The organism is Streptomyces oryzae (assembly GCF_017676365.1).
Lineage (GTDB): Bacteria > Actinomycetota > Actinomycetes > Streptomycetales > Streptomycetaceae > Streptomyces > Streptomyces oryzae.
Genome location: NZ_JADKMA010000058.1, coordinates 15,857 through 37,589, shown reverse-complemented (window position 1 = coordinate 37,589; position 21,733 = coordinate 15,857). Strand labels below are relative to the sequence as shown.

The 21,733-nt window shown below is 70.4% G+C and carries 18 protein-coding genes; 16 read left to right on the top strand and 2 right to left on the bottom strand.

All coding sequences use genetic code 11. The annotated features are described in order from the left end of the window. Positions 1-65 precede the first annotated feature (65 nt). The 3 genes from ITI46_RS13745 to ITI46_RS13735 are packed head-to-tail and all read left to right on the top strand — an operon-like array spanning position 66 to position 3,137. Complete coding sequence (locus ITI46_RS13745; RefSeq protein ID WP_209239810.1) at positions 66-1,022, top strand: ABC transporter permease; 957 nt, start codon at positions 66-68, stop codon at positions 1,020-1,022. A gap of 5 nt (positions 1,023-1,027) precedes the next feature. Further along, the gene (locus tag ITI46_RS13740; RefSeq protein ID WP_209239808.1) at positions 1,028-2,008 is read left to right on the top strand and encodes an ABC transporter ATP-binding protein; all 981 of its coding nucleotides are present in this window, start codon (positions 1,028-1,030) and stop codon (positions 2,006-2,008) included. Then, positions 1,998-3,137, top strand: a complete 1,140-nt coding sequence (locus ITI46_RS13735) for an ABC transporter ATP-binding protein (RefSeq protein WP_209239807.1) — start codon at positions 1,998-2,000, stop codon at positions 3,135-3,137. The genes ITI46_RS13740 and ITI46_RS13735 overlap by 11 nt, the downstream gene beginning before the upstream one ends. Positions 3,138-3,191: 54 nt before the next feature. Here the strand turns inward: ITI46_RS13735 and ITI46_RS13730 are convergent, their stop codons facing one another. Next, positions 3,192-4,214, bottom strand: a complete 1,023-nt coding sequence (locus tag ITI46_RS13730) for a hypothetical protein (RefSeq protein ID WP_209239806.1) — start codon at positions 4,212-4,214, stop codon at positions 3,192-3,194. 492 nt (positions 4,215-4,706) lie between these two features. Between ITI46_RS13730 and ITI46_RS13725 the strand changes: the two genes are divergently transcribed. The 5 genes from ITI46_RS13725 to ITI46_RS13705 all read left to right on the top strand — a co-directional run bounded on the left by ITI46_RS13725 (position 4,707) and on the right by ITI46_RS13705 (position 11,016). Further along, a complete protein-coding gene (locus tag ITI46_RS13725) occupies positions 4,707-5,741 on the top strand; it encodes an ABC transporter permease (protein WP_209239805.1) in 1,035 nt (344 codons plus the stop codon). Between the two features lie 95 nt (positions 5,742-5,836). Further along, positions 5,837-7,633, top strand: coding sequence for an ABC transporter substrate-binding protein (locus ITI46_RS13720; protein WP_209239804.1), 1,797 nt, complete (start codon positions 5,837-5,839; stop codon positions 7,631-7,633). Between the two features lie 151 nt (positions 7,634-7,784). Continuing rightward, a complete protein-coding gene (locus ITI46_RS13715) occupies positions 7,785-8,762 on the top strand; it encodes an ABC transporter permease (protein ID WP_209239803.1) in 978 nt (325 codons plus the stop codon). A 12-nt stretch (positions 8,763-8,774) separates the two neighbouring features. Then, positions 8,775-9,845: an ABC transporter ATP-binding protein gene (locus ITI46_RS13710; RefSeq protein ID WP_209239802.1), complete on the top strand. Its 1,071-nt coding sequence runs from the start codon at positions 8,775-8,777 to the stop codon at positions 9,843-9,845. A gap of 25 nt (positions 9,846-9,870) precedes the next feature. Further along, positions 9,871-11,016, top strand: a complete 1,146-nt coding sequence (locus tag ITI46_RS13705) for an ABC transporter ATP-binding protein (RefSeq protein ID WP_209239801.1) — start codon at positions 9,871-9,873, stop codon at positions 11,014-11,016. Here the strand turns inward: ITI46_RS13705 and ITI46_RS13700 are convergent. Further along, on the bottom strand, positions 11,013-13,244 hold the full coding sequence (locus ITI46_RS13700) for a S9 family peptidase (protein ID WP_209239800.1): 2,232 nt from the start codon (positions 13,242-13,244) through the stop codon (positions 11,013-11,015). The genes ITI46_RS13705 and ITI46_RS13700 overlap by 4 nt on opposite strands. 275 nt (positions 13,245-13,519) lie before the next feature. On the opposite strand from ITI46_RS13700, the gene ITI46_RS13695 reads away from it, so the two are divergent. From ITI46_RS13695 to ITI46_RS13660, 8 genes are all read left to right on the top strand, one after another. Then, positions 13,520-13,714, top strand: a complete 195-nt coding sequence (locus ITI46_RS13695) for a hypothetical protein (protein ID WP_209239799.1) — start codon at positions 13,520-13,522, stop codon at positions 13,712-13,714. Positions 13,715-13,792: 78 nt separating this feature from the next. Continuing rightward, complete coding sequence (mshB, locus tag ITI46_RS13690) at positions 13,793-14,758, top strand: N-acetyl-1-D-myo-inositol-2-amino-2-deoxy-alpha-D-glucopyranoside deacetylase (RefSeq protein WP_209239798.1); 966 nt, start codon at positions 13,793-13,795, stop codon at positions 14,756-14,758. Beyond that, a complete protein-coding gene (locus ITI46_RS13685) occupies positions 14,755-15,180 on the top strand; it encodes a DUF6113 family protein (protein ID WP_209239797.1) in 426 nt (141 codons plus the stop codon). The genes mshB and ITI46_RS13685 overlap by 4 nt, the downstream gene beginning before the upstream one ends. Positions 15,181-15,308: 128 nt before the next feature. Next, the gene (locus tag ITI46_RS13680) at positions 15,309-17,879 is read left to right on the top strand and encodes a peptidoglycan binding domain-containing protein (RefSeq protein ID WP_209239796.1); all 2,571 of its coding nucleotides are present in this window, start codon (positions 15,309-15,311) and stop codon (positions 17,877-17,879) included. Between the two features lie 227 nt (positions 17,880-18,106). Continuing rightward, positions 18,107-19,075, top strand: a complete 969-nt coding sequence (locus ITI46_RS13675; protein ID WP_209239795.1) for an ABC transporter ATP-binding protein — start codon at positions 18,107-18,109, stop codon at positions 19,073-19,075. Further along, positions 19,072-19,809, top strand: coding sequence for an ABC transporter permease (locus ITI46_RS13670; RefSeq protein WP_209239794.1), 738 nt, complete (start codon positions 19,072-19,074; stop codon positions 19,807-19,809). The genes ITI46_RS13675 and ITI46_RS13670 overlap by 4 nt, the downstream gene beginning before the upstream one ends. Before the next feature lie 40 nt (positions 19,810-19,849). Further along, positions 19,850-21,088, top strand: coding sequence for a sensor histidine kinase (locus ITI46_RS13665; RefSeq protein ID WP_247745937.1), 1,239 nt, complete (start codon positions 19,850-19,852; stop codon positions 21,086-21,088). Between the two features lie 37 nt (positions 21,089-21,125). After that, complete coding sequence (locus ITI46_RS13660) at positions 21,126-21,698, top strand: response regulator (protein ID WP_247745942.1); 573 nt, start codon at positions 21,126-21,128, stop codon at positions 21,696-21,698. Positions 21,699-21,733 lie beyond the last annotated feature (35 nt).

The window sequence follows — 21,733 nt, the reverse complement described above, 5'->3', positions numbered from 1 at the left end:
ATCCCGCCGACGACGGCGTACCCCCTCGCGCGTGGACGACGGCGGGTTTCACAAAGACACCGGCCATCGAAGGGCCCGGTGGAGCCGGGGAGCCGGCCGGGAAGGAAGGGCAGGCGGTCGAGGAGGCGCCCCCTCCCCCGGGAGGAGAGGGCCCGGCGCCGGTGCCGGAGCGGGCGCGGAGCCTGTGGTCGGACGCGTGGTACGACCTGCGCCGCAATCCGGTGTTCGTGATCGCGGGGCTGCTCATCACCTTTCTGGTGCTCATCTCGCTCTGGCCGGGCCTCATCGCCTCGCGGGACCCGCTCTCCTGCCGGCTCGGGCGCTCCCTCGACCCGTCCTCCGCCGGACACTGGTTCGGCTTCGACACCCAGGGCTGCGACGTCTATACGCGGGTCGTCCACGGGGCCCGCACCTCGGTGACGGTCGGCGTCTGCGCCACGGCGGGCGTCGCGGCGCTGGGCAGCCTGCTGGGCGGGCTGGCCGGGTTCTTCGGCGGGCTGTGGGACGCGCTCCTCTCCCGCGTCACCGACATCTTCTTCGGCATCCCCATCGTCCTGGGCGGCCTGGTGTTCCTGTCCATGACCGGCAGCCGTTCCGTGTGGACGGTGGTCACCTTCATCGTGCTGCTCGGCTGGCCGCAGGTGGCCCGTATCGCGCGGGGGTCGGTGATCACGGCGAAGCAGAACGACTACGTACTGGCGGCCCGGGCGCTGGGCGCGAGCAACGTACGGATGATGGTGCGGCACATCCTGCCGAACGCCGTCGCACCGGTGATCGTGACCGCGACCATCGCGCTGGGCACCTATATCGCGCTGGAGGCCACGCTCAGCTATCTCGGCGTCGGGCTCCAGCCGCCCACCGTCTCCTGGGGCGCGGACATCTCCGCCGCCTCCCAGGGCATGCAGTTCCGCAACGCGCCGCACATCCTGCTCTATCCGGCCGCCGCGCTAAGCCTCACCGTGCTGGCGTTCATCATGCTCGGCGACGCGGTGCGCGACGCCCTCGACCCGAAGCTGAGGTGAGCGCGGTGAGCCTGCTGGAAGTCCGTGACCTGCATGTGGAGTTCCGCACCCGGGACGGGGTGGCCCAGGCCGTCAACGGGGTGAGCTGCAGCGTCGAGGCGGGGGAGACGCTGGCGGTGCTGGGCGAGTCGGGGTCGGGCAAGTCGGTGACCGCGCAGGCGGTCATGGGCATCCTCGACATGCCACCGGGCCGGATCACGGGCGGGGAGATCGTCTTCCAGGGCCGGGACCTGCTGCGGCTCCCGGAGGAGGAGCGGCGGAAGGTGCGCGGCTCGAAGATGGCGATGATCTTCCAGGACGCCCTCTCCTCGCTCAACCCCGTGCTGACGGTGGGCTATCAGCTGGGCGAGATGTTCCGCGTCCACCAGGGCCTGAGCCGCAAGGAGGCCAGGGCCAGGGCCGTCGAGCTGATGGAGCGGGTCCGTATCCCGGCGGCGCGGCAGCGGGCGGGGGACTTTCCGCACCAGTTCAGCGGAGGGATGCGGCAGCGCATCATGATCGCGATGGCGCTGGCGCTGGAGCCGGATCTGATCATCGCGGACGAGCCGACGACAGCGCTGGATGTCACGGTGCAGGCGCAGGTGATGGAGCTGCTGGCGGAGCTCCAGCGCGAGTTCACCATGGGGCTCATCCTCATCACCCACGATCTGGGAGTGGTCGCCGACGTCGCCGACAAGATCGCGGTGATGTACGCGGGCCGCATCGTGGAGACGGCACCGGTCGGCAAGCTGTACCGGGCGCCGGCCCACCCGTACACCAGGGGCCTGCTCGACTCGATCCCGCGCGTCGACCAGAAGGGACAGCAGCTCAACGTCATCCGGGGGATGCCGCCCAGCCTGCTGGAGATCCCGCCCGGCTGCGCCTACAACCCGCGCTGTCCCATGGCACGCACCCTGTGCCGTACGGACGTACCGCCGTTGTACGAGGTCTCAGCGCCGCGCCGCAGCGCCTGCCACTTCTGGAAGGAGATGTTCGATGCACGCTGACCGCTCGGGGCGCAGTCTGGCCCGGGAGGACGGCTGGGAGGCGCGGATGCTGCTGACGCGTTCGCGTGCCGACAAGGCGGGTGCGGGGCGTGAGGCCGTCCTGGAGGTGCGGGGCCTGGTCAAGCACTTCCCGCTGACGCAGGGCATCCTCGTCAAGCGGCAGGTCGGCGCCGTCAAGGCCGTCGACGGCGTCTCCTTCGACCTGCATCAGGGCGAGACGCTGGGCATCGTGGGCGAGTCCGGCTGCGGCAAGTCCACCGTCGCCAAGCTCGTCACCCATCTCGAAGAGCCCACCGCGGGCACCATCCGCTACAAGGGCGAGGACATCACCAAGCTGTCGGGACGGGCGCTGAAGGCGGTGCGGCGGAACATCCAGATGGTGTTCCAGGACCCGTACACCTCGCTGAATCCGCGGATGACGGTGGGCGACATCGTGGGGGAGCCGTTCGAGATCCACCCCGAGGCGGCACCGAAGGGCGACCGGCGGCGGAAGGTGCAGGAGCTGCTGGACGTCGTGGGGCTCGATCCCGCGTATGTGAACCGGTATCCCCACCAGTTCAGCGGGGGGCAGCGGCAGCGGATCGGGATCGCGCGGGGGCTGGCGCTGCGCCCGGAGATCATCGTGGCCGACGAGCCGGTCTCCGCGCTGGATGTGTCGGTGCAGGCGCAGGTCGTCAATCTGATGGAGCGGCTGCAGGACGAGTTCGGGCTGTCCTACCTGTTCATCGCCCACGATCTGTCCATCGTCCGCCACATCTCCGACCGCGTCGCCGTGATGTACCTCGGCAGGATCGTGGAGATCGGCACCGAGACCGAGATCTACGAACACCCGACGCATCCCTACACCCAGGCGCTGCTGTCCGCCGTTCCCGTCCCCGACCCGGAGCGGGCGGAGCGGCGGGAGCGCATCGTGCTGGAGGGGGATGTGCCCTCGCCGGCCAACCCGCCCTCGGGCTGCCACTTCCGCACCCGCTGCTGGAAGGCCCAACAGCGCTGCGCCGTCGAGGAACCGGCGCTGGCCGTGCCGGAGAACTTCGCCGGCACCCTCCACGACGAGCCCGTGCACCACCCCTCGGCCTGCCACTTCGCCGCCGAGCGCGCCGCGGTGGCGCCCCCGGTGGCCGGCTGAGGCCGAGGCCCGGGCGGGGCTGTCGCAGGCTCAGCCGCGCGGGGCGCCGGCCCGTCAGAGCTGCGGGCTGCGTCCGTAGGCCGGCGTGCCACCCCGGTACTGCGCGAGGATGCTGCTGTCGCGCTGCTCGCCGCGGGCGAGTGCCAGCAGTACGGCACAGCCGGAGGCGACCTCGAACAGGCTGGTGAGCACGTGCAGCTGCCCCTCGATGCCCAGGTCGCCGAAGTGCTCGAGCAGCTCCGTCTTGACGCTGTAGGCCACGGCGAAGAGGCCGACGCCGAGCAGCGGCCCGGCGACGATCAGGCCGAGCGGGCGGGAGAACGGCGCGCCCGCCAGCGCCGCGACCGCGGCCGCCAGACTGAGGAGCGCGACCGTCCACGGCACCCAGCCGGAGGGGGCGTCCAGCAGCCGCACAATGGTTCCTTCGCCGGTCAGTATCCGCTGATACCGGTCCCAGCCGTACTGCTGCCAGCTGCGTATCTCCCACGCGGCCAGCACCACACCGCAGGCGCCCAGCACCAGGAAGGCGACCACCGCACCGCTGCGTGTGGGACCGGCGGGTGGCCCGTCGGCGGGGTCGGAGCCGGCCGCGAGGCCCGAGCCGCCGGAGCCGGAGCCGTACCCGGTGGGCAGCTGGGGGCGGCGTCCGGCCACGGCCGTGATGATCAGCACCACCCCGATCACGACGGCCGCGATGGTGCTGAACAGCACCTTGCTCAGCAGCCCGTCCTGCACGCCCTGCATCCAGTCGGCGTTGAGGTTCCACAGGCCGGGGGTGCGCACGGCGACCGTCAGCAGTCCGGTGCAGGTCAGTATGGCCGCGGCGGAGGAGGAGCGGTACGCCGTCACGGCGGCGACCGAATACAGCAGCAGCAGCGTCGGCTCCAGGAACGAGGTGACCCACACCCCGTCCTCGGCGCGGGCCGGCAGACCGGCCCAGTTCCACCAGACGTCGACGACCTCGTGGGCCTTGGTGAAGTCCCGGATGATCCACGCGAGACTGACCAGCGCGAGCCCGGCCGTCAGCAGTGCTCCGAAGGCACGCGCCCCGCGCGCCAGTGTTCTGTCCTGGCCCATGGCTCGGCCCCCGTTTTTGGTGCGGTGTCGCGACGTCGTTCCGGATCCACCCGTGTCTACCTGTGATCGCCGTCCGGCTACAAGCGCCCCCTGTGCCGCGACGCACGCCATTGTGACCGCGCGCCAATGTTCGCACGGTGTGCACTGCTCGCGCATGAGAACGCCACGAAACCCACCGGATGCGGGAGTTGCGCGCCGTACGCACTTCAGGGCGGCTGCTTCGGATATCGGAGAGACGACGGCCGTGTTGCGGGTTCGTTAAGGCGCTTCCCCGGTACTTATGGTGCTATGTCCGCTCGGCGTTTGTGATGTCAAGCACGTTGCGACCTCGATCTGCGCAACGTTCGCTCAAGAAACCGGTGGACGGCGCTCAGCAGGGCCAACACCTCTTGACTGCTCGGTAATTGACTTGCGAAAGTCCGGCTCAACCCACCCGCATCACGCCCAACGATTCGGGTTCCGGCGAGATTTGAGCGCGGGAGCACACACGCGATGACAAGTCCTTCCCAGGCTGCGACAGCCGGGGCCGACACCCCTGGCCCCGACGACGCAGGTCTGAGTTCTACGCGAGTTGCCAAGGAGGGTGAACTCGCGGGCAGATCCCCCGGCCGGCTCATGTGGCTGCGCTTCAAGCGCGACCGCACAGGGGTGATCTCGGCGTGCGTTGTGCTCGCCTTCTTCGTGATCGCGGCGCTGGCCCCGGTGATCTCGAAGCTCTACGGCAAGGATCCCTACACCCGCTACGGCGAGTTGGACCCGACGCTGCTGAACGACAACTCCTACCCGGTCAAGCCCAACGGCGGCATCGACGGCGAGTTCTGGTTCGGCCTGGAGCCCGGGCTCGGACGGGACGTGTTCACGCAGCTGATCTACGGGATCCGCACCTCGCTCTCGCTCGCCATCCTGGTCACCCTGCTCTCGGTGATCACCGCCATCCTGATCGGCGTCGCAGGCGGCTACTTCGGTGGCAAGGTCGACTACTTCCTCGGCCGCTTCACCGACTTGATGATGTCCTTCCCCAACCAGCTGTTCTTCGTGGCGTTCACGCCGGTCGTCGCGGCCCTGCTGGTTCCGCCGCAGGACGAGATGCCGACCTGGCTGCGGGCCAGTGTGCTCGTCTATGTGATGTGGCTGCTGGGCTGGATGACGCTGGCGCGCCTGCTGCGCGGCCAGACGCTGTCGCTGCGGGAGCGGGAGTTCATCGAGGCCGCGAGGGTCGCCGGTACGCCGCCGGGGCGCATCGTCCGCAAGGAACTGCTGCCGAACCTCGTCACGCCCATTCTGGTGCAGTCCACTTACATGCTGCCGAACAACGTCACCGCCATCGCGGGGCTCTCCTTCCTCGGCGTGGGCCTGCAGGAGCCCACTCCCGACTGGGGCCGGATGTTCGCCAAGGGCGCCGATGTCTATCAGAGCGACATCACCTACATGTTCTTTCCGGGCGGGGCGATGGTGATCTTCATCCTCGCCTTCAACCTGCTCGGAGACTCGGTCAGGGACGCGTTCGACCCGAAGGCCGGCCGATGAGGGCCAGGCGCGACCGAGTGGTGGGGGGTGCTGCCACCCCGTACGGCATCAGTCAGGCAGCGACGGACAACCGACAGGCAGGTGCAGACACCACCATGAGCAGAGTGAGCATACGCACGGCGCGTGCCTCCCTCGCGGCGGTCGCCGCCGGCGCGCTGTTCCTCACCGGCTGCAGCAGCGGCGGGGGCGGCGGGGACGACGAGAAGGGGACGAAGGCCAAGAAGCAGGGCCAGGACGTCTCCTACACCTACGCGGACGAGGCAGCCTCCAAGGGCCCGGCCCCGGCCGTCAAGGGCAGCCGCAAGGGCGGCACCGTCAAGGTGCTGCAGCGCGACAGCTTCGCGCACCTGGACCCGGCCCAGATCTACGTCAGCGACGAGCAGGCCCTCGCCCGGCTGATCCACCGCGGGCTGACCACCTACAAGCGCACCAGCGCCGACAAGTACGAGGTCGTCGGCGACCTCGCCACCGACAGCGGCAAGAAGTCGGACGGCGGCAAGACCTGGACGTACAAGCTCAAGGACGGCATCAAGTTCGAGGACGGCTCCGCCATCACCTCGAAGGACATCCGCCACTCGATCGAGCGTACGTTCGCGCCGTTCATCACCGAGGGCCCCACCTTCGTCCAGCAGTGGCTGGCCGACACCGGCGGCACCGACTACCGCAAGCTGCTCAAGGACGGCCCCTACAAGGGCAAGCACCTGCCGGACAGCATGCTGGAGACGCCGGACGCGAAGACGATCATCTTCCACTTCAAGAAGCCGCAGGCGGAGCTGCCGCACGCGCTGGCGATGGCCGGGTACGCGGCAGTCTCCGAGAAGAAGGACACCAAGGAGAAGTACGACAAGAAGCCGCTGGCCAGCGGCCCGTACAAGATCCAGTCCTTCAAGTCCGGCAAGAGCATGAAGCTCGTCCGCAACCCCGAGTGGGACCCGAAGACGGACCCGGGCCGGCACCAGTTCCCGGACGCCTTCGACATCCAGTTCGGGGTCTCCTTCGAGGACTCCACCAAGCGGCTGATGTCCGACGCGGGTGAGAACCAGACCGCCACCAGCTTCACCAACAGCGTCGACGCGTCCAGCATGCAGAAGGTGCGCAGCGACCAGAACATCAAGAAGCGCTCGGTGTCCGGCTACCAGTCGTACGTCAGCTACATGAACATCAACATGGACCGGATCAAGAACAAGAAGGTCCGCCAGGCCATCGCCTACGCGATGCCCAACCAGTCCATCGTCTCCGCGTTCGGCGGTGCCGGCGGCGGCGAGCTCGCGGGCAACTACGTCAGCCCGACGCTGGTGGGCCACGAGCCGACCGACCCGTTCAACAAGATCAAGAAGCCGCAGGGCGACGTCAAGAAGGCGGCCAAGCTCCTGAAGGAGTCCGGCAAGAAGGGCATGAAGCTCACCTTCGCCTACCAGAACGCCCCCGAGTGGCAGCAGTTCTCCGTGGCCGCGACCCAGAACCTGGAGAAGGCCGGGTTCGACGTCCAGAAGAAGGACATCATCGCGGACACGTACTACGACCAGATCGGCAAGATCAAGAACAACTACGACATCTACCACAACTCGTGGGGTGCCGACTGGCCGAGCGCCTCGACCGTCGTCCCGAACCTGTTCGACGGGCGGCAGGTCCAGGACGGTGCCGCGAACTACTCGCACCACAAGAACCCGAAGTTCGAGAAGGAGATGGACCGGATCCGTTCCCTCTCCGACCCGAACGAGGCCGCCAAGGAGTGGCAGAAGCTCGCGGACAAGATCCTCACCGAGGACGTCCCCGCGGTGCCGATGCACTACTACAAGACGATCCAGCTCTCCGGATCGAAGGTCGGCGGTATGTACTTCGACGAGCAGCTGCACGACATCAACCCGACGTCGCTGTACGTGAAGAAGTAGCGCCCCGGCGCCGACTCCGCCGCCCGGTCCGCATGGGCCGGGCGGCGGAGCCCGGCCTCCGCTCCGCACCTGTGCCCCGCACCCTGTGCCGCGGCACCCCTGTATCCCGCACGTCTCGATCCCGCTGTCGTACGAGAGCTGCGTTCCCGTCATGCTGCGATTTCTCATCCGCCGGTCGCTCGGCGCCGTGGTGATCCTGCTGATCATCAGCGCCGTCACCTTCTTCCTCTTCTACGCCATCCCACGGGACCCGGCGATGCTGGCCTGCGGCAAGAACTGCACGCCGGACGCGCTCGCGGTCATCCGCAAGAACATGGGCATCGACGAGCCGGTCCCGGTGCAGTACTTCCACTTCATGGTCGGCATCGTCGCCGGGCGGCAGTTCGCCGCCGGTGCCTGCCCGGCACCGTGCTTCGGGTACTCCTTCGCCAACCAGGACCCCGTCTGGGAGACCATCCTGGACCGTTTCCCGACGACCGTCTCGCTGACCGCCGGCGGTGCCGTGGTCTTCCTGACCATCGGGCTGGGCGCGGGCATGATCGCCGCCTGGAAGAAGGGCACGATCATCGACAAGGTCTTCAGCTCGATGTCGCTGGTGCTCTCCTCGATGCAGATCTACTTCATCGGCCCCCTCCTGCTGGCGCTGGTGGTCTACAACCTCAACCTGCTGGACCAGCCCAAGTACGTGCCGCTGACCCAGGACCCGATCGGCTGGTTCACGGGACTGCTGATCCCCTGGCTGGTCGTACAGATCATCTTCACCGCGAACTACACCCGTCTGTCCCGGTCCTCGATGATCGAACAGCTCCAGGAGGACCACGTCAGAACGGCGCGGGCCAAGGGCATGTCGGGGAAGTACGTGTTCTTCCGCTACGCCTGGCGGGGCTCGCTCATCCCCATCGTCACCATCTTCGGCGTCGACCTCGGCTCGCTCTTCGGCGGCGCGATGATCACCGAGTGGACGTTCTCGCTGCCCGGGCTCGGCACCCTCGCGGTCAACTCGGTGCAGAACACCGACATTCCGATGGTGATGGGCGTGATGCTCTTCGCGGCCACCTTCATCATTCTCTTCAACATCATCGTGGACGCCGCCTACGCGTTCATCGACCCGCGCGTGCGACTGTCCTAGGAGAACCGGCACATGACCACCCTGACCAAGGAAGCGGACGTACCGGCTCCGCGTGGCGAGGGGGACGGGGACGCCTTCCTCTCGGTGCGCGATCTGTATGTGCACTTCGACACCGAGGACGGCACCGTCAAGGCCGTGGACGGGCTCTCCTTCGACGTGGAGCGCGGCCGCACCCTCGGCATCGTCGGCGAGTCCGGCTCCGGCAAGTCGGTCACCAACCTGTCCATCCTGGGCCTGCACAACCCGCGCACCACCGAGGTCTCCGGGGAGATCCTGCTGGACGGCCAGGAGCTGACCGGCGCCCGCGAGAAGACGCTGGAGACGCTGCGGGGCAACAAGATGGCGATGATCTTCCAGGACGCGCTCACCGCGCTCTCGCCGTACTACACGATCGGACGGCAGATCGCCGAGCCCTACCGCAAGCACATGGGCGTCTCCAAGCGGGAGGCACAGCTGCGGGCCATCGAGATGCTGGACAAGGTCGGCATCCCGAACGCGAAGACCCGGGTCAACGACTACCCGCACCAGTTCTCCGGCGGCATGCGGCAGCGCGCGATGATCGCCATGGCGCTGGTGTGCAACCCGGACCTGCTGATCGCGGACGAGCCCACCACGGCGCTCGACGTCACCGTGCAGGCGCAGATCCTCGACCTGCTCAAGGATCTCCAGCAGGAGTTCGGCTCCGCGATCATCTTCATCACCCACGACCTCGGCGTGATCGCCAACATCGCCGACGACATCCTGGTGATGTACGGCGGACGCGCCGTCGAGCGCGGCAGTGTCTCCGAGGTGCTGCGCTCGCCGCAGCACCCCTACACCTGGGGCCTGCTCACCTCGATGCCCCGGCTGACCGGAAACGTGAACGAGGAGCTCTCGCCGATCCCCGGCACCCCGCCCAGCCTGCTCGCGCCCCCGCCCGGCTGCCCGTTCCACCCGCGCTGCCACTACGTGGACGAGGTCGCGGGCAAGTCCTGCTCCGCCGACCGGCCGCTGCTGCCGGACGGCCGGGGCGCCGCCTGCCATCTGACGGCGGAGCAGAAGCGGACGTTCTTCGTCGAGCAGATCAAGCCCAGGCTGAGCTAGGCCAGGCAGAGGGAGAACCAGACCAATGAGCGATGACCTCACCCTGACCAAGCCAGGCGACGAACCGGAGGACGCCCGGCCCGCCCGTACGGGAGAGCCGCTGCTGAAGGCCGAGAACCTGGCCAAACACTTTCCGATCATGGGGGGTTTCCCCTTCAAACGGAAGGTGGGCGAGGTCCAGGCCGTCTCCGGCGTCGATCTGGCCGTGCACGCGGGCGAGAGCTTCGGCCTCGTCGGCGAGTCGGGCTGCGGCAAGTCCACGACGGGCCGGCTGCTGACCCGGCTGCTGGAGCCCACCGGCGGCTCCCTCAGCTACGCCGGGCAGGACATCACCCACGCGACGCGCAAGCAGCTGGCGCCGATCCGCTCCGAGATCCAGATGATCTTCCAGGACCCGTACTCGTCGCTCAACCCGCGGCAGACGGTCGGCGCCATCATCGGCGGTCCCATGGAGGTCAACGGCATCAACCCGCCCGGCGGGCGGGAGAAGCGCATCCGCGAGCTGCTGGAGACCGTCGGCCTCAACCCCGAGCACTACAACCGGTTCCCGCACGAGTTCTCCGGCGGCCAGCGGCAGCGCATCGGCGTGGCCCGCGCCCTGGCGCTGGAGCCGAAGCTGATCGTGGCCGACGAACCGGTATCCGCGCTGGACGTCTCCATCCAGGCGCAGGTGGTCAATCTGCTCCAGCAGGTGCAGCGCGAGATGGGCATCGCCTTCGTGTTCATCGCCCACGACCTGGCGATCGTGCGGCACTTCTCCGAGCGGGTCGCGGTGATGTACCTCGGCAAGGTCGTGGAGGTGGGGGAGCGGGACGCGATCTACAACCGCCCCCGCCACCCCTATACGCACGCGCTGCTGTCGGCCGTGCCGGAGGCCGTGCTGGAGGGGGACGAGGCGTCGTCCGGCGAGGAGGAGAGAAGGGAGCGCATCCGGCTGGCCGGTGACGTGCCCTCGCCGATCAACCCGCCCTCGGGGTGCCGCTTCCGCACCCGCTGCTGGAAGGCGCAGGACAAGTGCGCCACCGAGGAGCCGCCGCTGGTGCAGCTCTCCGGGAACGCGGCAGGCCATCTGACGGCCTGCCACTTTCCGGAGGAGCCGACCACCGCGGCCCGCGCGGAGGACATCGTCTTGGACGGGGCACTCCGCGCGATGGAGGACAGCAAGCCTTAGGCTTCGCCTTTGCTGGGGAGGGGGTGCCCTTGGGTGCCCTCCGAACCACCGGCAACCCCCAGCGACCGCTTCAGGAAGCCCACTTGCAGCAGCAGCAGGTTCTCCGCGACCTCCGCGCCGCTGGCCATGTGCGTGACGCCCGAGAGAGGGAGCACCTCGTGCGCGCGGCCCGCGGCGAGCAGCGCGGAGGAGAGCCGCAACGCATGGGCGACCACCACATTGTCGTCGGCGAGCCCGTGAATGATCATCATCGGCCGATGGGGGCTGCCCGGGTCCACCAGGGACAGCCCCTCGTCGGTGAGCAGCGAGGACTCCGCGTACACCTCGGGATCGTCCTGCGGGGTACCGCAGTACCGCTCCGTGTAGTGGGTGTCGTACAGCCGCCAGTCCGTGACCGGCGCACCGGCGACGGCGGCGTGGAAGACATCGGGCCGCCGCAGCACCGCGAGCGCGGCGAGGTAACCGCCGTACGACCAGCCGCGGATGCCGACCCGTGACAGGTCGAGCGGGAAGTCCTCGGCGAGTGCCTGCAGCGCCTCCACCTGGTCGTCCAGCGTGACGGAGGCGAGCCGGCGCGAGACGGCCTTCTCCCAGCCGGGGCTGTGGCCCGGGGTGCCCCGTCCGTCCGCCGTGACCACCGCGAAGCCGTGGTCGGCGAACCACTGGGCCGTCAGATGCGCATTGTGCGCCGCGACGACGCGCTGCCCGTGCGGCCCGCCGTACGGGTCCATCAGCACCGGTAGCGGACCGTCCGACTCCCGGTACCCGGTTGGCAGTACGACGGCGGCCGGGATGCGGCGCTTCCCGGCGTGCAGCAGCCGCGGCGCGGTGGCCAGCACCGGCGTCTCGGCGTACGACTCGATGGCGCCGATCCGCGCCGAGTCGGCCTCCCGCAGCAGCACCACCCGCGACCCGGGCCGTGCCGGTGCGGCGGTCGACAGCACCAGCGTTCCGCCGCCCCGCGTCGCGGAGGCGACGTGCGGCCCGTCCTCGTCGGCGATCCGCACCGCCTCGCCACCCGCCAGCGGCACGCGGTAGACCCCGACATCCCCGGGAGCGCTGCGCCCCGCGGAGCCGTCCCCGTCACCCTCGGACGCCGAGAACAGGACGTCGTCGTCGCCGATGTCCAGTACGGCTCGTACGTGCAACGCCGCGGAGGTGAGCCGCCGTGCGCCCGCCATGAGCACCCGGGCGCCGCCGTCGAGGTCTGCGTCCTGATCGGCCTGATCGGCCTGATCGGCGATGCGGACCAGCTCGCCGTCCGGTGCCCACGCCGGGACACCGCCGAAGAGTTCCAGCCAGATTGGATCACTGTCGGTGTGTGTGACGGAAGTCGCACCCGTCGCGGTGTCCACGCTCAGATACGCGGCCTCGCGCTGGTCCCTGGTCTGCACCAACAGCAGCGGCGGACCCGCGGCCGACCAGTGCGCGCGGGCCAGATACGGATAGCGCTCGCGGTCCCAGACGACCTCGGTCCGTGCCCCGTCGAGGCTGAGCAGATGCAGCGTGACCTCGGCGTTCTCCGTCCCCGCCGCCGGATAGGCGACCCGCGCCGGCTCCGCCTGCGGGTTGGCCGGATCGGCGATGGTCCAGCGGCGTACGGGCGCGTCGTCGGCCCGGGCCACCAGCAGCCGGTCCGAGTCGGGGGACCACCAGTAGCCGCGGGTCCGTGACATCTCCTCGGCGGCGATGAACTCGGCGAGGCCCCAGGTGACGGTCTCCGCCTCGGGCTCGGCCAGCGCCCGGTCGCCCTCACCCGTCGCGGCCACCACGCGCAGCGCGCCGCCCGTCACATAGGCCACATGCCGGCCGTCCGGTGCGGGGCGCGGGTCGACCACGGGGGTGGGCGTCGGCAGTTCCCGGGAGTCGCCGGTGAGCAGGTCGGCGGCGAAGAGCCGACCCGAAAGGGCGAAAGCGGCCATCTTCACGGAGGTGTCAGTGGCATATCCGACCACGCCCGCCGTCCCCTCGCGGCTCCGCTCGCGCCGTGCGCGCTCCTCGGGGGAGAGTTCCTCGGCGGCGCCGCCCAGCAGCGCCTCGGGGTCGGCCGCGATCCGCTCCTGGCCGTCGGCCACGTCCCGCACCCAGAGCAGGTTCGCCAGGTCGGAACCGCTCCGGGAGCGCAGAAAGACCACTCGTGAGCCGTCCGGGGCCACAGTGAACGACCTCGGGGCGCCAAGTGTGAATCGGTGGGTACGCGCGTGCTGCCGCGGGAAAGTCGTAGCCATGCGGCCGACCGTACTGCGCTCGAGCCGGGCTGTGATCCGCTCCGGGTGCCCGCCGGGACGATGTTCGGGTGGTGTGCAGTTGGCTGGAACTGAATATGCGCCCCTCCTCTGCACCTGTGCACCGAGCCGTGCGGTCGCACGGATAATTATGATCCGTTGCGCATGGTGAGTGCTGGGTATGAAGCCGGTGGCTCCTCATGCCGGAGGCGTGCTGCCGTGTCCGTGTGACCCGTAACGATCCCGTACCGACCGTGCGTACTTGGAGGTGAACCGCCGTGGCACTCTCGATTTCGGCGGTGGTGCTGCTGGCGATCATCGTCGTCCTGCTTGTCAGGAAATCCGGGCTCAAGGCCGGACACGCGGTGATCTGCGTGCTGTTGGGCTTCTATCTGGCCAGCTCGTCGGTGGCGCCCACCATCAACGACCTGACCACGAACGTCGCCGGGATGATCGGGGAACTCAAATTCTGACCCTTTCTCCTCGGTGACCACGTTCTCCTCGCTGACCACGTCGGCTCCCGGTACGGCGGCCGTCGTAGGCTCGGGGGCATGACCGCTGCGTTTCCCCCGGGGGCGGCCCCCGGCTCACCGGCCGCCCCCGCGCGCCGTCTGCTGCTGGTGCACGCACACCCCGACGACGAGTCGATCACCACCGGCGCCACCATGGCCAAGTACGCGGCGGAGGGCGCCCACGTCACCCTCGTCACCTGCACCCTGGGCGAGGAGGGCGAGGTCATTCCGGACGGGCTGGCCCATCTGGCGCCCGGTCAGGACGACACCCTGGGCCCGCACCGCATCGGGGAACTCTCGGCGGCGATGCGGGAGTTGGGCGTCACCGACCACCGCTTCCTCGGCGGGCCGGGGCGCTACCGCGACTCCGGCATGATGGGTGCACCGACCAACGACCGCCCCGGCTGCTTCTGGCAGGCGGACCTGGACGAGGCCGCCCGGCTGCTCGCCGCCGTGGTGCGCGAGGTGCGCCCCCAGGTGCTGGTCACCTACGGCCCGGACGGTGGCTACGGCCACCCCGACCACATCAAGGCCCACCGCGTCGCCATGCGCGCCGTCGAGCTCGCCGCCCTGGAGAACGGCCGTACGGGCGGCGAGCCGCACCAGGTGCAGCGCGTCTACTGGAACGTCGTGCCGCGCCCCGTCCTCGACGAGGGGTTCGCCCGGCTGCACGCCGCAGCCGACGCGGGCGAAGTCTTCCCCATTCCCGGCTTCTCGGGCAGAACGGGCGTTGCGCAGCCGGACGATGTGCCGGGGGTGGTGGAGAGCGCGGCCGAGGTCGATGTCACCGTGGACGCCGCCGCGTACGTGGACGCCAAGGCCAGGGCAATGGCGGCACACGAGACCCAGGTGTCGGTACGTCACACCTCGCGCGGTCACGTTTTCGCCCTCTCCAACGGCCTGGCCCAGCCGCTGACCGGAGTGGAGTTCTTCCAGTGCGCTGACCGCACCGCTGCGGAAGCCCCGGCCGGCGCCGACGATCTGTTCGCGGAGGTGCGGGTATGAGCGCGGCGGGTGCGGACCGAGCGCAGGGCGGGGGAGTGGACTGGGGTCCGTATCCGCGGGCGCGTGGCGGGCGGATCGCCGTGTATGTGGCGCTCGCCGTTCTCGGTCTGCTGACCGGGGCTGCCGGGGCGCTCGTCCAGGGCGGATGGTTTCCGCTCGGGCTGCTGCTCGCGCTGGCGGCTGCCGTCGGGCTCTTCTGGGGCGGCGCCAAGCTGTGCCGTACCAAGACGGGGGCCGCGGTGCCGGGGGCCGGGTGGGTGCTCGCGGTGCTGCTGATGACCCCTGCGCGAGCTGAGGGTGACTTCTTGTTCGCTGCCGGAATCGCCAGCTATGTCTACCTGTTCGGCGGCATGCTCGCGGCTGTGATGTGTACCACCGTTGCACTGCCCGCGCCGCCTGTGCCGGTCGGCAAAAACCGCTGAGAGGGCCGTCAGCGGGGTGATTCGGTGGTCGCGGGGCCGGTGCCTCGTGGCCCAAGTACAGTGGTGCGCGCCGGCGAGCCGCCTTCAGGCCAACAGGAAGACGGCGAATCCATCCGGGAGTACCTGCTTTGAGTCGTGAAACTGACAGTTCGTCCTCCGGGCCCAAGAGGCGCGGCGGTTCGTCGTACCCCTCGGGGACGGAGCCGTACGGCACCTCGGGCTCCGACACGGGCCAGGGCGACCGGGAGTCCGAACCCGCGGCCGGGTCCAAGCCGGGCGAGCCGAAGACCGAGACGACGCTCACCACCCGCATCCGCATCAACATCCCCGGTTCGCGGCCGATTCCGCCCGTGGTGATGCGTACGCCGGTGGCGGACGACGCTGATGACGGCAAGCCCGACAGAGCGGACACGAGCGGCGGCCGGAACGCGAAGAGCGCCCCGGACCTCGGCGCGGGCAAGCGTGCGACCGGCGGTGCCGCGGGCGCTGCCGCAGGAGCCGCCGCTGTTCCGCCGCCCCCGCCCGCACCGCCGGGTGCGTCGGCGTCGGCGGCCGGGCCGGCTCCGGCCTCCGGGAGCGGTCAGGGTTCCGGTGGGGACGACTCGGCCGGGTCGGAGGAGAAGTTCACCCAGCAGACCAGCGACTGGTTCGCCCCCCGTAAACCGCCCAAGAGTGGTTCGGGGCCGTCCGGTTCGACGCCGGGTGGCCCTTCGGCCGGCGGCCCGTCGGCGGGCGGTCCGGGCGCGGGGCCGGGCACAGGTGCGGGCGTTGGCACGGGTGCTGGCGCTGGTGCGGGTGCCGGGGACCGGGCCGATCTGCCGTACTACTCGGGGCCCGGGCCGGAGACGACGGGGACGCACGGGGTGCCGGAGTCGACCGGTACGTACGGGATTCCCGAGTCGACGGGTTCGTACGGGATTCCTGAGTCGACCGGTACGTACGGGATTCCCGAGGCCACGGGTACGCACGGCATTCCTGAGTCGACCGGCACGTATGGGATCCCTGAATCGACCGGTTCCCACGGGATCCCCGAGGCGACCGGTTCCCACGGGATCCCCGAGGCGACGGGCTCCCACGGGATCCCCGAGTCGACCGGTACGCACGGGATGCCAGGGGAGCCGGGTGCGGGAGCGCCGTTCCCCGGGGGAGCGGGTCCGATGGACACGCCGCCCGACGGCGTACCCCATCTCGGCCCGAGCCGGCCGGGCGGGCCCGCGGGTCCCACCACCGGTCCGGTGACCGGCGACATGCCGGTGCCGCCCACCCCCGGCAGCCCTGTCCCGGGGCCGCTGACCGCACCGGGGGCCGACCGGGGGCCGGGGCCCGGCTCCGAGCACGGCGAGGGCGCCGGGCGCAGCGCCTCCGGGCTGGACGCGTTCGACCGCGGGCCCGGCGAGGGCCAGGGCGGCCCCGCGACCGGCCCCGGCGGCACACCCCCGGCCGGAACACCGATGGTCCAGGGCGTCCCGGGCGCACCCGGCGCCGGAGCGCCGGGCAACACGGGGCCGGCCGGCGTGCCCGGTGGACCCGGCGCACCCGGTGGACCCGGTACGCCCGGCGGTGAGGCCCGGCTGTCGAGCGACACCATGATCAGCGGGGTGCCGCAGTCGGGCGGTACGGGTCCGTCCGACGCCCCCGCAGCGCCGCCGCCCGGCCCTCCGTCGGCCGGGCCCGGTGCCGGTCCGACGGGTACGCAGTCCGCGCCAGGTGGAACGAAGCCCGCCAAACCGGCCAAGAAGGGCGGCCGTTCGAAGCTGGTGCTCGCGGGCGTCGCCGTGGTCGGTGTCGTCGGCGTCGCCTATGGCACCGGCCTGCTGCTGGACCACGCGGACGTTCCCAAGGGCACCACGGTGCTCGGCGTGGAGATCGGCGGGCTGAGCAAGCACGAGGCCGTCAACAAGCTGGACGCCGAGCTGGGCGACCGGGCCAAGGAGCCGTTCAAGATCAAGACGAGCGGCGGCCAGACGGAGCTGAAGCCCACCGTGGCCGGGGTGACCCTCGACACCGAGGCCACCGTGCGTGCCGCTGCGGGCCGCGACTACAACCCGGTCTCCGTCATCGGCTCCCTCATGGGCGGCACCCGCGAGGCGGACCCGGCCGTCAAGGTGGACGAGGCCAAGGTGCGGGCCGCGCTCAAGCCCGTCGTCGCGAAGGCGGAGGCGAAGTCGCCGTCCGAGGGCATGGTCAAGTTCACCGGCGGCAAGGCGGTGGCCGTGAAGGGCAGTCCGCACAAGGTGATCGACGTCGACAAGGCGCCCGCCGCGCTGGAGAAGGCGTTCAAGCAGCGGGCCGTCTCCGGCAAGAACGGACCGGTCGAACTGCCTGGCACGGTCAGCAAGCCCAAGGTGACCCAGGCGCAGCTGGACAAGGCGGTGCACGGCTTCGGCCGTACCGCGATGTCCGGCTGGGTGTGGCTCAAGGCGGGCGATGTGAAGGTGCCGTTCAGTCAGAAGACGATTGGTACGTTCCTCACCATGCGGGCGGGCGGGAGCGGGACGCTCCAGCCCGTCATCGATACCGCGAAGCTGAAGGAGACTTACGGTTCCGCGTTCGACAACGTGGTGGTCGAAGGTGGTGCCGGTACGGTCAAGATGACGCCGAAGCATGCGGCTGCCGCGATGGTTCAGGCCCTGCGTGAGAAGGCGCCGGCCGAGCCCGCACAGCGCGTTGCGGAGGTCCCGGGGGCGCGCTCTCGCTGATCTTGTGCCGGTGAGGGGGTGCCGCCGGCTGTTGTCTGCGGGCTGCGGGTTGTTTGTGGCTTTGGGGGCACCCCCTGCTCGAAGAGCTTGGGGGAGCAGTTCCCCGCGCCCCCGGGCACGGACGCAGGGCGGGCAAGCGCAGCCCCCATGCCGGGTGACAAATGTCAGGCCCAGGTCACGACCCCAGGCACTGCCCTGGGGCCAGCCGCGGGCGTGACGCTTGGGGCATGACATCGACGCATGCCACGGCGCCGGCCGTGGAGTTCAACTCGGCCAGTAAGACGTACGGTTCCGTCCGGGCACTCGACGGGCTGACCGTCCGCCTGTACTCCGGCGAGACCGTCGCCCTGCTCGGGCCCAACGGCGCGGGCAAGTCCACCACGCTGGACCTGCTGCTCGGGCTCCGTAACCCCGATCCTGGCGGCCGGGTGCGGCTGTTCGGTACGACGCCGCGGCAGGCGGTCACCGGCGGCCGGGTGGGCGCCATGCTCCAGTCCGGCGGGCTGATGGAGGGTGTGCGGGTCCGCGAACTCATCGAGCTGGCCTGCGCTCTGCATCCGCGGGGGTACGCCACGGAACAGGTGCTGGCCGAGGCCGGGATCACCGAGCTGGCCGACCGGATGGTGGGCAAGCTCTCCGGCGGCCAGGAGCAGCGTGTGCGGTTCGCGCTGGCGACCGCGGGGGACAGCGATCTGATCGTGCTGGACGAGCCCACCACCGGTATGGATGTCACCGCGCGCCGCTCCTTCTGGTCGGCCATGCGGGCGCAGGCCGCCACCGGCCGCACCGTGCTGTTCGCCACGCACTATCTGGAGGAGGCCGACGAGGTCGCCGACCGGGTGCTGGTGCTGCACCGCGGGCGGCTGCTCGCCGACGGCAGCGCGGCCCAGATCAAGGCCATGGCGGGGGTCCGCCGGGTCGGCTTCACCCTGGAGATGGTGCCCGACGGAGTGCTGGAGGCGCAGCTGCGCGCCCTGCCCGGCGTCACCGAACTCGACCTGGCCGGAGCGGCCGTACGGCTGCGCTCCACCGACGCGGACGCCACCGTGCAGGCCCTCTACGCGCTGGGGCTCTACCCGCACGGCCTGGAGGTCACCGGGCTCGGCCTGGAGGAGGCGTTCGTCACCCTCACCTCGCGCGCCGAAGAGACCGGCCACCTGACGACCGACGACAAGGACAAGGCGGGCATCAAGTGAAGACCCTCGTCCGGCTGGAGATCAGCCGTTCGCTGCGCAACAAGAAGTTCATGTTCTTCTCGGTGATCTACCCGCCGCTGCTCTACGTGCTGATCGCCGGCCGGGACAGCTCGGGGAACATGCCGGGCCTGCCGGTGGACCTGAAGCTGTACTACATGGTCGCGATGGCCGCGTTCGGTGCGATGACCGCCGTTCTGATGGGCAACAGCGAACGCATCGCCAAGGAGCGCGAGACCGGCTGGGTACGGCAGCTGCGGCTGACCGCACTGCCGGGGCGCGGCTACGTCGCCGCGAAGATCGCCTCGGCCGCCACCGTGAGCCTGCCGTCCATCCTGCTCGTCCTGCTGACCGGCGCCGCCGTGATGGGCGTACGGCTGGAAGCCTGGCAGTGGGGCGCGGTCGCACTGTGCTCGTGGGCGGGCAGCTTCGTCTTCGCGGCACTGGGGGTGGCCATCGGCTATCTGGCCACGGGCGACGCGGTGCGGCCGATCACGATGCTGTTCTACTTCGGGCTGGCGTTCATGGGCGGGCTGTGGCTGCCGATGTCGAGCCTTCCCGGCTGGGTGCAGGACATCGGTGCGTGGATGCCCACGCACGCCTACACCGCGCTGGGCCGGGCGGTCGAGACGGGAGAGGCTCCGCAACTGAGCGACGTGGGGACGCTCCTGGGGTATCTCGTACTCTTCGCGGGGGCGGCGGCATGGCTCTACCGCAAGGACACCCGGAAGGCGTGAGTGGCGCGCCGCGCCGGAGCACGAGACGAGGAGCGGCCTGATGGCAGACACCCGGCAGAAGGCCGTGGCCCTTGAGACCCCCAGCCCCGGGGGAGCGTCAGGCGGGAGGTCCGACGGGATATTCAGCGGGGTCCCGTACATGGCGGACACCACCGAGGCGCGGCAGCAGAAGCGGTCGAAGATCGTCATGACCGTGGTCTGGCTGGTCTTTCTCAGCGGCCCTGTGGGTGACATGTGGTCCGGCGACCACTCGACCGCCGGCACGGCCGGCGCCGCCGTCGGGTTCGCCGCCTTTCTCGGCTGCTACCTCGTGCTGATCTTCCGGCACACCACGAGGCCGCTGCCGGCCCACACGGTGTACGCGCTGCTGGGGGCGCTGTTCGGCCTCGCGTTCACGCTCGGCCTGCTGCTGGGCGACGCCTGGCTGGTGCTGTACGTCTACATCGCGGTGGCCCTCGGCGCCGCGCTGCCTCCCGACCGGGCCCGGTGGGGCCTCGCCACCTGTCTGCTGGCCCTGGCGGCTCTGGGCACCGACTTCGGCGCCCACCCCCGGTGGGGCGTCTGGTCCTCGCTGATCGTGCCCTCCGTACTGGGCTGCGTAGCGCTGATGTCGGCGCGCAAGACCATCCGTACGATGCGCGAACTGCGCGAGGCCCGCGCCGTGGTGGCGCAGCTCGCGGCGAACGAGGAGCGGCTGCGGCTCGCCCGGGACCTGCACGACCTGCTGGGCCACTCGCTCTCCCTCATCACGCTCAAGAGCGAGCTGACGGGCCGGATGCTGCCCGAGCACCCCCAGAAGGCCGCCGAACAGGTCGCCGACATCGAACGGGTCAGCCGGCAGGCCCTCGTGGACGTCCGCGAGGCGATCGGCGGATACCGCCGCCCCACCCTCGCCGTCGAACTGGCCGGAGCCCGCACCGCGCTGGACACCGCGGGCATCGACGCCGAGCTGCCGCACCGGCCGCCGCCCGTCCGACTGGCGCCCGAACAGGAGGGCGTGCTGGCGTGGGCGCTGCGCGAGGCGGTCACCAACGTCGTACGGCACAGCGGCGCCACCCGCTGCACGGTGACCCTCCAGGCTCAGGACCGGGGCGCGGACGGCGCGAGGCTGTTGCGGCTCACCGTCACGGACGACGGCAAGGGCCCCTCCGGGGCCGCCGAGGGCAACGGGCTGAGCGGGCTGCGGGAGCGGCTGGCGCAGGCCGACGGCACGCTGTCCACCTCGGCGGGCCTGGACGGGGGCTTCACGCTGCGCGCAACCGTGCCCTCAGTACCCTGAGGCGGTGATCAGACTGCTGCTGGCCGAGGACCAGGCGATGGTCCGCGAGGCGCTCGCCGCGCTGCTGAGCCTGGAACCCGACATCGAGATCGCCGCGCAGGTCGGCAGGGGCGACGAGGTACTGGATGCGGTGGCGGCTCACCAGCCCGATGTGGCGCTGCTGGACATCGAGATGCCCGGCCTGACCGGACTCGACGCGCTGGAGGGGCTGCGGGTGCGGCACCCGGCGCTGAAGGTCGTCATCCTCACCACCTTCGGCCGGCCCGGCTATCTGCGCCGGGCTATGGAGTCGGGCGCCGACGCGTTCCTGGTCAAGGACGCGCCCGCCGCTCAGCTGGCTGACGCCGTACGCCGGGTACGGGCGGGTGAGCGCGTCATCGACCCCGGGCTGGCCGCCGCCGCGCTCGCCGAGGGCGCCAGTCCGCTTACTGACCGGGAGCGCGATGTGCTGGCCGCGGCCCGCGAAGGCGCCGGCAATGCGGAGATTGCCGGCGCGCTGCACCTTTCGCATGGCACGGTCCGCAACTACCTGTCCACGGCGATTCAGAAGACGGGGGCCCGCAATCGGGCCGAGGCCGTCCGGATCGCCCGCGACAAGGGCTGGCTCTAGAGCCCGCGTGCCCGGCGTGGGGGGCTGCGCTTGCC